This window comes from Novosphingobium sp. UBA1939, from assembly GCF_002336885.1.
Classification (GTDB): domain Bacteria; phylum Pseudomonadota; class Alphaproteobacteria; order Sphingomonadales; family Sphingomonadaceae; genus Novosphingobium.
Genome location: NZ_DDFB01000113.1, coordinates 22,019 through 33,282, shown reverse-complemented (window position 1 = coordinate 33,282; position 11,264 = coordinate 22,019). Strand labels below are relative to the sequence as shown.

General features: G+C 66.0%; 8 protein-coding genes and 1 tRNA gene. 8 read left to right on the top strand and 1 reads right to left on the bottom strand.

Features of this window, described 5'->3' with window-relative positions; all coding sequences use genetic code 11:
- The first annotated feature begins 443 nt into the window (after positions 1-443).
- From B3547_RS14770 to B3547_RS14755, 4 genes are read left to right on the top strand one after another with little or no spacing between them, the layout of a single operon-like run.
- Positions 444-2,885, top strand: a complete 2,442-nt coding sequence (locus tag B3547_RS14770; protein WP_292964320.1) for a TonB-dependent receptor — start codon at positions 444-446, stop codon at positions 2,883-2,885.
- Between the two features lie 2 nt (positions 2,886-2,887).
- Positions 2,888-4,243, top strand: a complete 1,356-nt coding sequence (locus tag B3547_RS14765; protein WP_292964318.1) for an LLM class flavin-dependent oxidoreductase — start codon at positions 2,888-2,890, stop codon at positions 4,241-4,243.
- Positions 4,244-4,260: 17 nt separating this feature from the next.
- Positions 4,261-5,634, top strand: coding sequence for an MFS transporter (locus tag B3547_RS14760; RefSeq protein WP_292964316.1), 1,374 nt, complete (start codon positions 4,261-4,263; stop codon positions 5,632-5,634).
- 34 nt (positions 5,635-5,668) lie between these two features.
- Positions 5,669-6,628 carry a TauD/TfdA dioxygenase family protein gene (locus B3547_RS14755; RefSeq protein WP_292964314.1) on the top strand — a complete coding sequence of 320 codons (960 nt, stop codon included), beginning with the start codon at positions 5,669-5,671 and terminating at the stop codon, positions 6,626-6,628.
- 53 nt (positions 6,629-6,681) lie between these two features.
- On the opposite strand, the gene B3547_RS14750 is transcribed toward B3547_RS14755, so the two are convergent.
- Complete coding sequence (locus B3547_RS14750) at positions 6,682-7,467, bottom strand: SDR family NAD(P)-dependent oxidoreductase (protein WP_292964312.1); 786 nt, start codon at positions 7,465-7,467, stop codon at positions 6,682-6,684.
- A 112-nt stretch (positions 7,468-7,579) separates the two neighbouring features.
- Between B3547_RS14750 and B3547_RS14745 the strand changes: the two genes are divergently transcribed.
- From B3547_RS14745 to B3547_RS14730, 4 genes are all read left to right on the top strand, one after another.
- Complete coding sequence (locus tag B3547_RS14745) at positions 7,580-8,470, top strand: LysR family transcriptional regulator (protein WP_292964310.1); 891 nt, start codon at positions 7,580-7,582, stop codon at positions 8,468-8,470.
- Positions 8,471-8,548: 78 nt separating this feature from the next.
- Positions 8,549-8,624, top strand: a tRNA-Val gene (locus tag B3547_RS14740).
- Between the two features lie 259 nt (positions 8,625-8,883).
- Positions 8,884-9,801, top strand: coding sequence for a hydroxymethylglutaryl-CoA lyase (locus B3547_RS14735; protein WP_292964308.1), 918 nt, complete (start codon positions 8,884-8,886; stop codon positions 9,799-9,801).
- Positions 9,802-10,093: 292 nt separating this feature from the next.
- Positions 10,094-11,251 (top strand): CaiB/BaiF CoA transferase family protein, encoded by a 1,158-nt coding sequence (locus tag B3547_RS14730; protein ID WP_292964306.1) that lies wholly within the window; start codon positions 10,094-10,096, stop codon positions 11,249-11,251.
- The last annotated feature ends 13 nt before the right edge of the window (positions 11,252-11,264 follow it).

Here is an 11,264-nt window from a genome sequence, read left to right as displayed (position 1 = left end):
CTGTCCGGCGCAAAAGCAAAGCTTGCGCTTGACGCTTATGACTCAACCAAATAAGTAGACATTCATCCCTCACGGGTTCCGGTGACCAGGCCGGCCGTGTCTTCAGAGGGTCCTGGTCCGCGGCATTTGATCGGGAAGCAGCTTGCTCCGCGTTACCAACCGCTAAAGCGCGCGATGCTGGGGCGACAGCGCCAGGCATCGTGTTCCCTCACGCCAAGTGATGAGGTGATACGATGCGTGCCATGAGCTTTATCTGACGTAACCCGCCGTGTCCGGCCGCGCCCTGCGTGCGGAGGGAGCCGGATCGCCCGGCCGGTTGCGCCCCTCACGAACCATACAACCGTCGCTTTACAACTGACGCGGTCACCATGCCCCGCGTTCCGGTCCACCGGACGCATGCGTGCGGCACGCCCGTTTCCATCTTCAGGTTTCAGGGATCAACTATGTCCGATTTCATTTCGTCCGCGCTTCGCGGAAGCCTTTCGCGCGCCCTTGCCACAGCTTCGGTCAGCCTCATCGCGCTCGCCGCCGCACCTGCCTGGGCAACCGCCGCCGATGCCCCGGGTGCCGATGCGCCCGCGGACAGCACCGCCGCGCCGGACGGGGAAGCCGCCGATGCCGGCAACGAGATCATCGTCACCGCGCGCCACCGCGAGGAGCGGTTGCAGGACGTACCGCTCGCCATCTCCTCGATCGCTGGCGGCGAACTCAACGCCCAGCATCTCGACCGCGTGGCGGACTATACGGTGAAGGTCCCCAACTTCGGCGCGATCCAGCAGAACACGCGCGTTTCGGGCCTCTACATCCGTGGCGTGGGCGGCAACGCCAACAACGACGGCGCCGAAGGCGGCGTCGGCCTGATCGTGGACAACGTGTTCTTTACCCACGTCGGCTTCAGCTGGCTCGATTTCGTCGATCTGGAAGGCGTCGAGGTCGTGCGCGGTCCGCAGGGCACGCTGCTCGGCAAGAACACCACCATCGGCGCGGTGATCGTGCGCACCGCCAAGCCCAAGTTCGATCCCGAACTCAACATCAACGCCACGTATGGTGGCCGCAACCGCTTCCAGGTGCGCGCCAATGCCACCGGGCCGATCATCGCCGACAAGCTGGCCTATCGCGTCACTTTCGCCACCGATCAGGGCGGCGGCTGGATCCGCAATGCCTATGACGGGGCCAAGTATCTCGACAACAGCCGCTGGTCCGTGCGCGGCCAGTTGCTGTTCACGCCGGCCAGCAACATCAGCAGCCGCCTGATCGTCGAGCACTACGAAACGCGCGAATACAACAACTTCTACCCGGCCTCTGCCGACGTGAACGCCAACCTGAACCTCGATGGTACGGTGCGATCCGTCCGTGCCGGAAGCTGGACCAACAAGCTGAAGACGCTGTTCGGCTACACGCCCAGCTTCGATGTCACCAAGAACGCCAATCTCAATTCGCAGCAGCGGCTGGTCTCGCGCACCAACGGCATCTCGAACGAATTGAACTGGGACTTCGGCGGCGCGACGCTGACCTCGGTCAGCGCCTGGCGTCAGCTCTATTTCCGCCCCTACAACGACAGCGACCTGACGCCGCTGCCGATTTTCCGCGCCGGCTATGACGTCGATGTCGACCAGTATTCGCAGGAACTGCGGCTCGCCTCGAACAAGGGCGGCCTGCTCGACTGGCAGGTGGGCGCCTATTACCTGCACGAAGACCTGGTCAGCGACTACCGCACGATCTTCTATTCGGGCGCGGCCGCGTTCCTGACCGGCAGCAACGCCACCCCCGCCGCCATCCTCGACGGCATCGATTACAGCAAGCGCGGCAAGCTCAAGATCGACAGCGGCGCGGTGTTCGGACAGGCCACGCTGCACCTGACCGATGCCCTCTCGCTGACCGGCGGCGTGCGCTTCACCCGCGAACGCAAGCAGGTGAACGTCACCGGTTCCTATACCGGCGGCGCCACCCTACCCCTGCCAGCGCTGAACACCGCCCGTTCAACCATTCTTGCCAGTCTTGGCGGCACCACGGCAGCGGAAGGCGGCCTTTTCACCGTGAGCGCGGCCAATACGCGCAATTCTGTCGCCTGGCTGGTGAACCCGTCGTTCAAGGTCAGCGACAACATCCTGCTCTATGGCTCGGCCAGCTATGGCGAGAAATCGGGCGCGGCGAACACCACCGCCTCCACGCTCACGCAGTCGGTCATCATCACCCAGCCGGAAAAGTCGCTCGACTTCGAAGCCGGCTTGAAGACCACCTGGCTCGACCGCAAGCTGACGCTCAACGTCAATTTCTACAACAACACGATCAAGGGCTATCAAGCCGCTCAAGTCGATACGCAGCGGCCCACGCTCGGCTCCTACCTTGCCAACGTGGGCAAGGTGCGGCTGCGCGGGGTGGAGTTCGAAACCACGATCGCGCCGGTTCCGGGCCTCACCCTGAACTTCAACGGCGCCTATAACGACGCGAAGTACCTCAACTATGCGAACGCGCCCGCGCCGCTGGAATTCCAGGCCGCGCTGGGCGGCGCGACCTCTACGCTCAGCCTCACCGGCTACCAGATCGCCAACGCGCCCAAGTGGGTGCTGCAGGGCGGCTATAACGTCGAGCAGCCGATCGGCGGCAACCTCAAGCTGACGAGCTACGCCACCGTCAGCTATCGCAGCCGCACCGCGTTGATCAATCCGCGTTCAATCTACGGCTGGCAGAACGCCTATGCGCTGGTCAACGCCGGCATCGGGCTGCGGACAGAGGACGATCGCTATTCGATCCTGCTGTGGTCGAAGAACCTGTTCGACAAGCGCTACGCCGCGGCATTCGGCGCGGCCAGCGCCAACACCCCCATCATCACCATCCTGGGCGAACCCCGCACCTGGGGCGTGGCCCTTTCCGGGAAATTCTGACCATGGCCGAACCCCGTCAAATGCGCCTCGGCGCATTCCTCTACAGCATCGGGCACCATGTCGCCGCCTGGCGCCATCCCGATGTCGATCCGCACGACGCCTTTCGCTTCGAGTTCTACCGCGAACTCGCGCAGAAGGCGGAAGCCGCCAAGTTCGACGCGGTGTTCTTCGCCGACAACGTGGGCCTGCTGGGCGGGTCCGCCGAGGCGATCAGCTACGCCCCGCCGGTCTATTTCTGGGAACCGCTGACCCTGCTGGCCGCGCTGGCCACGCATACCAGCCGGATCGGCCTGATCGCCACGGTATCCAGCACCTACATGCCGCCCTACCATGTGGCGCGGAAGTTCGCCGCGCTCGACCAGTTGAGCGGCGGCCGCGCGGGCTGGAATCTGGTGACGTCGGGCACCAATGCCGAAGCGGCCAACTTCGGCCTGTCGCATCAGCTTGCCCACGCCGAACGCTATGACCGCGCGGCAGAGCATATCAGCGTGGTCAAGGGCCTGTGGGACACCTGGGACGACGATCCGCTGGTGCTGGACAAGGAAAGCGGGCGCTTTTCCGATCCGGCCAAGGTCCGCTTCCTGAACCACGAAGGCCCCTATTACAGCGTGCGCGGGCCGCTGCAATCGGGCCGGCCGGTGCAGGGCCATCCCGTGATCGTGCAGGCGGGATCGTCCGCCGACGGACAGAAGCTCGCCGCCGCTACCGCCGAAGTGGTGTTCACCGCGCAGCAATCCCTGGAGGAGGCCGTCGCCTTCGCGCAGGGGGTGAAAGACCAGGCCGAAGCCGCCGGGCGCAGCCGCGACAGCCTGCTGGTGATGCCCGGTGCCAGCATCTATGTCGCCCCCACGCGCGAGGAAGCGCAGGCCAAGTTCGACGGGCTCCAGCGCTTCGTCGACGTCAAGGCCGCCGCGCAGGGGTTCAAGACGTTCCTCGACTGGGACCTCAGCGAGGTCGATCTGGATGCGCCGCCCCCTCCCCCACCCTTCACCGAAGGCTGGCAAAGCCGGCAGCGGCTGCTCTACGATCTGGCGCTGCGCGAAGGCCTGTCGGTGCGCCAGCTGGTCGGCCGGATCAGCGCGGCGCGCGGCCATCTCGTGCTGGTCGGCACGCCCGCCGACATCGCCGACACGCTGCAGGAATGGTTCGAGGCAGGCGCCGCCGACGGTTTCAACATCCTCGCGCCCACGCTGCGCGACGGGCTGACCGACTTCATCGATCTCGTCCTGCCAGAGCTGCGCCGGCGCGGGCTGTTCCGCACCGAGTACGAAGGCACGACCCTGCGCGATCATCTGGGGCTGGCGCGACCCGCCGTCGCCGCGCCCCCCGCCACCGCTGTCACCGAAGCGGCGGCCTGAACCAGGGACGGCCCGGCATGACACTCTCTCCGCAATCCGCTCCATCGGCGTGGCGCCTGATCCGCTTTGCCGCGATCGCCGTGCCGATCTACGCCGCGGCACAACCCGTCGTGGCCTATCTGCCGGCGATCATGGCCAAGGATTTCGGCTTGTCGCTGGGCACGCTGGGCCTGCTGATGCTGGCCGGCCAGATCATCAATTCGGTGCTCGATCCGGTGATCGGGACGTTGAGCGACCACACCCGCGCGCGGTTCGGCCGGCGGCGGACATGGATCGCGGCGGGTGGGCTGACCTTCACCGCGGGCGCCGTCCTGCTGTTCTTCCCGCCGCCCGGCGGCAGCATCGTCTGGCTCGCAACCGGCCTGCTCCTGTTCTATGCCGGCACATCCGCCGTACAGACACCATTGCTCGCGTGGTCGGGCGAACTCAGCAGCGATTATCATCAGCGCACGCGGATCACCGCCTACATCACCGTGCTGGTCGCGGTGGCGCTGGTGGTGACGCTGGCCGTCGCCGCCGTGGGCGACCGCCTGTTCCAGGGCGACGGACGAATGCGGCTAGCGCTGTTCGGCGCGCTCGTTCTCGTCACCGCCCTGCCTGGCCTGTGGCTGACGCTGACCGCCGCACCGGATCGCCCGGCGGAGCTGGTGGCGCGGGCGCCGTTTTCGCTGCGCACGACGCTGGGCGCGGTGTTCGGAAATAGCCTGCTGGTCCGCGTGATCCTGTCCGACGCCTCGGTCCGCACCGGACAGGGCATCCGCGGTGTACTCCTGGTGTTCTACGTGACCTACTATCTGCGACGGCCGGAATGGGCGGCGGGGCTGTTCCTGTTCCAGTACATCTTCGGCATGGCGGCCGGCCCGATCTGGCTGCGCATCTCGCTCAGGCTCGGCAAAAATCGGACGGCCGTGCTGGCGGAACTGGTCCAGGCCGCCATCAACGCCGGCCTGTTGCTGACCACGCCCGACCGCTTCGGCCTCGTCCTGTTCCTCGCCTTCGCGCAAGGGCTGGCGCAGGGATCGGGCAACATCATGCTCCGCTCGATGGTGGCGGACATCGCCGACAAGCATCGCGCCGAAACCGGCGAGGACCGCGTCGGTCTCTATTACTCCGTATTCAGCGTCTCGGAAAAGCTGGGCAGCGCACTGGCCGTGGGCCTGGCCCTACCGCTGGTCGCGGGGTTCGGCTTCGATCCCAAAAGCGCCACCAACACGCCGCAGGCGCTGAACGGCCTGCTGCTCGTCTTCGCGCTCGGTCCGTCGATTGCTCACGCAGTGTCGGCCGCGCTCGTCGCTGGCTTCCCGCTCGACGGGAAGCGTCACTCCGAAATTCGCCGACAACTCGAGGCGCGGGACCGCACCAGCGCCGCCTCCCTCGTGCCCGCCGAATGATCCCTCCTGCCCCCTGTTTCAAGGAGACTGCATCATGAATGCCATCACCACCTACACCAACGCCCGCGATCCCAAATCCCCGCTCGATATCGTGCCCGTCACCGGCACGATCGGCGCGGAAATCCGGGGCGTGACCCTGTCCGGCGATCTCGATCCCGCCACCGTGCAGGCGATCAAGGATGCCGTCGTGCGCCACAAGGTCGTGTTCTTCCGCAACCAGCACGAACTGGACGACGCCCGGCACGAGGCCTTCGCCGCGCTGTTCGGCGATCCGGTGGCGCACCCCACCGTGCCCGTGGCCGAAGGATCGCGCTACCTGCTCGAACTCGACAGCAAGGAAGGCTACGCCGCGTCCAGCTGGCATACCGACGTAACCTTCGTCGACGCCTATCCCAAGGGATCGATCCTGCGCGCGATCACCATTCCGGAGGCCGGCGGGGATACCGTGTGGGCCAATGGCGAAACCGCTTACGAAGGCCTGCCCGAACCCTTGCGCCAACTGGTCAATACGCTGTGGGCCACGCACACCAATCTCTATGACTATGCGGCGGCGCTGGGCAATCCCGCGCGCGGCAGCGAAGACAGCGTGCAGCGAGAGCGCATCGCGCAGCACCGCAACGTCTTTGCCTCCACCGTTTACGAAACCGAACATCCGGTGGTCCGCGTCCATCCGGTGTCAGGGCAGCGCAGCCTGCTGCTCGGCCATTTCGTGAAAGGCTTTGTCGGGCTGAACCAGGCGGATTCGCAGCGCCTGTTCCAGATCCTGCAGGACCACATCACCAAGCCGGAAAACGTGGTGCGCTGGCGCTGGCAGCCGGGCGATGTGGCGTTCTGGGATAACCAGTCCACCCAGCACCGGGCCGTCGCCGATTTCGGCCTCCAGCGCCGCACGCTGCGCCGTGCGACGATCGCCGGCGAAGTGCCGGTAGCGATCGACGGACGCAACAGCCGCACCGTCCGCAAGGAAAAGGCAACGCAGTACGAAGCCGTCTGACGATAATCCGCCTTCCCGTGCCGCGAATCCGTTCGACGGCACGGGATTGCGCTTCAGGCGATCGTTGGAATGATCCCGCCTTCCATGCGGACGGCAGCGCCATTGGTGATCGCGCCCAGCGGGCTGGCGAGCACCGCGACCTGCGCCGCGATCTCATCGGGTTCGATCAGCCGCCGGATCAGCGAAAGCGGGCGGAACCGGGCGAAGAACTCGGCTTCGCGTTCGGCTTCGGGCGCATCCTTGTTGTCCACGACCGAGCGGATGAAATCCACGATCCCTTCAGAGCGCGTCGGTCCGGGCAGGATCGCATTCACCGTCACGCCGGTGCCGCGCGTCTGCTCTGCCAGCCCGCGCGCGATCGCCAGCTGCGCCGTCTTGGTCATCCCGTAGTGAATCATTTCCTGCGGGGTGGCCAGCGCGCTTTCGCTGGACACGAAGATCACGCGCCCGGTGCCCCGCGCCAGCATTTGCGGAAAGTAATGCCGCGCCAGCCGCGCGCCACTCACCACGTTGACCTCGAAAATGTGATGCCAATCGGCATCGCTGATCTCGGCAAAGGGCTTGGCTTCGTAGATTCCCAGATTGTTGACGAGGATATCGACGTCGGGAACCGCCGCGATCAGCGCGGCCGCACCTTCGGCCGTCGCCGGATCGGCCAGCACGCCCCGCGCGCTCCCCTTCGCGCCGATCGCCTGCACCGCGCGCTCCAGCTTTGCGGAATCGCGGCCGCTGATCGCTACCGCAACGCCTTCGGCGGCAAGCCTTTCGGCAATGGCAAGGCCGATGCCCGCCGTGGCACCGGTGACGAGAGCCGTCTTTCCGGCAAGGTTAAGATCCATGATGCGTCTCCATGAAACGGGATTGTTGCATGGTACATAGGCGCTTGAACAACTTGTGATTAGACATCACTGATGTATTTTAGAATTGATTTCAATTCACGAGCATTGCTTCATGGACAACCGTCTCGGCGAAATGGAAACGTTCCTCGCGGTGGCGCGACAGGGCAGCCTGGCCGGCGCGGCGCGGGAACTACGGTTTACGCCGTCTGCCGTCAGCCGGGCGCTGGGGCGCCTGGAGGCGCGGCTGGGCGTACAACTGATCGCGCGCACCACCCGCGCGCTCGCCCTGACGCCCGAAGGCGAGGCCTATCGCGTGCGCGTGGCCGGGCTGCTGGAGGAAATCGACGAGCTGGAGCGCGATTTTCCAGCCACCGGGCAAAGCCCTTCGGGCCGCCTCAGGATCAACGCCTCGGTTCCGTTCGGTGTGCATTGCCTGATCCCGGTCCTGCCGGAATTCCAGCAAGCCTTCCCGGCGATAACGCTCGACCTGGCGCTGACCGACGCGATGGTCGATCTGGTCGACGAACGCGCGGACATCGCGATCCGGGTTGGCCCCTTGCGCGATTCCGGGCTGCGCGCGCGAAAGCTGGGACACAGTACGATGGCCGTGGTGGCAAGCCCTGCCTATCTGGAGCGCCACGGCACTCCGCGTGTTCCCGCGGACCTCGAGCGCCATACCTGCCTGCGCTTCAGCTTCCGCCGCTCGGTCGATTCCTGGCCGTTCCGGACCGACGGTGTAACCGCGCATCAGGTCATGGATGGCCGGTTTCTGGGCAACTCGGGCGAAGTGGTGCGCATGATGGCTTTGGCCGGCGGCGGCATCGCGCGGCTCGCCCGCTTCCATGTCGCGGCCGATCTGGCGGCCGGCCGGCTGATCGAACTGCTCAACCCCTTCAACCCCGGCGATGGCGAGGACATCCACGCGCTGCACGTCGGGCACGATCGCCTGGCGGCACGCATCCGCGCATTCCTCGATTTTCTCGAAACGCGTATCCGCCTTTAGGGTCAAACCGCCAAACCGGGCGCTCCAACCGGGATTGACTACCCCGGGCAAACCGCGCATGAGCGCGGCTCCCGCGAAGGGCGGTTAGCTCAGTTGGTAGAGCATCTCGTTTACACCGAGAGGGTCGGCGGTTCGAGCCCGTCACCGCCCACCAGGATCACGCTTCACAGCGCCTCCCACCATCCCTGAAAATCCAGCAAATTCGAGCTACACTCGGCCTAGCCAGGTCCGCTGGACGAACTCGCTGATCGAGACATGCGGCGGAATGTCGACGAACAGGTGGACGTGTTCCGCGCCCTCGGCGGGGCTGGGAAATGGCTTCACCGCCGCGCGCTTGACAACGAAGAGGCCGACGCCTTGACAATTGCGGAGGCCAGGAAGACGGCCTTGCCGAGACAAGTTGGGAGAAAGGCGTGACAACCGCAGCGATTGATTTTGTCGAAGTCGGTCCGCGCGACGGCCTGCAGAACGAAAAGGCGCTCGTCACCACCGCGGACAAGCTCGAATTGATCCGCCGCAGCCTGCATGCCGGCGCGCGCCGGATAGAAGTGACCAGTTTCGTCAATCCCAAGCGGGTGCCGCAGATGGCCGATGCCGAAGAGGTCTGCGCCGGCCTACCCCAAGTGGAGGGTGCCAGTTACATCGGCCTTGTCCTCAACGCGCGCGGGGCGGAGCGCGCCATCGCAACCGGCCGACTGCATGAACTCGGCGCGGTCTGCGTCGCCTCGGAACGCTTTGCCATCGCCAACCAGGGGCAGACCAGCGCGGAATCGCTGGACGCCGCCCGCGCGATCGTCACCATGGCGCAGGCGGCGGGCCTCAAGGGACAGGTTACCATCGCCGCCTCGTTCGGTTGCCCGTTCGAAGGCGAGGTCGCCGAGGACCGTGTCGTCGCCATGGCTGCCACACTGGCCGAAGCCAGCCCTGCCGAGGTGGCGCTGGCCGATACCATCGGCGTGGGGGATCCGGCCCATGTCGCACGGCTCGTCCGCCGGGTGGCGGCGGCGATCGCGCCCTTGCCGGTCCGCGTGCATTTTCACAACACGCGCGGGACCGGGCTTGCCAACGTCTGGGCGGCGATCGAGGCGGGAGCCAGCGTGGTCGACGCCGCGCTAGGCGGCCTGGGTGGCTGCCCGTTCGCGCCGGGCGCGGCGGGCAACGTGGCCAGCGAGGATGTGATTTACATGCTCGAGCGCGCGGGCATCCGCACCGGCATGGATTTGGCGAAGATGGTCGAGGCCAACATGTGGCTTACCACGTTGATGGGGCGCAAACTGCCGAGCATGGTCGCGCAGGCGCCGGCCTTTCCCGGGATATGTGCCGAGGGTTGACGGGCCCTGCTTGCTTCCTAGGCGGCGTGGACAAATTCCGTAGTTGCGGCGCGTTGCGCGAGCAGCTTTCGGCTTAGCGATTTGGACGCCTCGACCGCACCAGCAATGCGTCCTGCCCCCAGGAACAGCGCTTTCCCCCAGCAATCATGGCGGGGCGCTCATTTTCACATGTCCGAACTGGACGGACCGGAACGCCTTCAAAAAACGGTTGATAAATACATAGTATTCTAAGTATATTCCGCACAGGTCAGGTTGCACTACCAGTCGGATCGGACGGAAGGATTGAATAAGCATGATCATCGGCGCTGGCGCACTGGAGGGAATCCGGGTGGTCGAAATGGGCCAGCTCATCGCCGGGCCGTTCTGCGGACAGTTGCTGGGCGATATGGGCGCCGAAATCGTGAAGCTGGAACCGCCCGAAACCGGTGACCAGATGCGCCATTGGGGCCAGGGCGACAAGCCGAGCTGGTGGCGCGTCATCGCCCGCAACAAGTATTCCGTGGGCGCCGACCTGAGATCGGCGGAGGGGCAGGATCTGGCCCGCGACCTGATCGCGCGGGCGGACATCCTGATCGAGAACTTCCGGCCGGGCACGCTCGAAAAATGGAACCTCGCCCCCGCGGATCTGCGCGCGGCGAATCCGGGCCTGATCATCGTGCGCGTTTCGGGTTATGGCCAGACCGGCCCCTATTCGACACGCGCCGGTTTCGGCGGCATTGGCGAGGCGATGGGCGGCTGGCGCGGGATCGTCGGTTATCCGGATCGCGCGCCCGCCCGCATGGGTGTGTCGATCGGCGATACGCTGGCCGCCACCTATGGCTGCCTGGGCGCACTGGCCGCCCTGCACCATCGCAACCAGACCGGCCAAGGGCAGATCGTCGATTCCGCGCTGTACGAAGCTGTGCTGCAAGTGATGGAATCGACGGTGTCGGACTATTCGGTCAGCGGCGCCAAGCGTCAGCGCACCGGATCGGCGCTGCCCGGCATCGCGCCGTCCAATGTCTATCCCTGCCGCGACGGGGAATATCTGATCGGCGCCAATCAGGATGGCGTGTTCGCCCGGCTGGCCGCCGCCATGGGCCGCCCCGAACTGGCCAGCGACGAACGCTATGCCACGCACCGGGCGCGCGGCGCGCGGCAGGAAGAGCTCGATGGCCTGATCGGCGAATGGACGAAAACGCTGACCATCGCGGAACTGGAAGCGAGAATGATCGAGGCGGGGGTGCCCGCCGGCCGCGTTTACGATGCCGAGGACATGATGGCGGACCCGCATTTTGCCGCGCGTGACGCGCTGGTGAAAGTGGACGATGCCGAATTCGGCGAAGTCACCATGCAGGGCGTGTTCCCCAAGCTGTCCGACACGCCCGGCAGTATTCGCCGCCCGGCACCGCTCGCCGTCGGCCAGGATACCGCCGACGTCCTGCGGCGCTGGCTCGACCGCGAAGCCTGACGCGGCGGTCGCT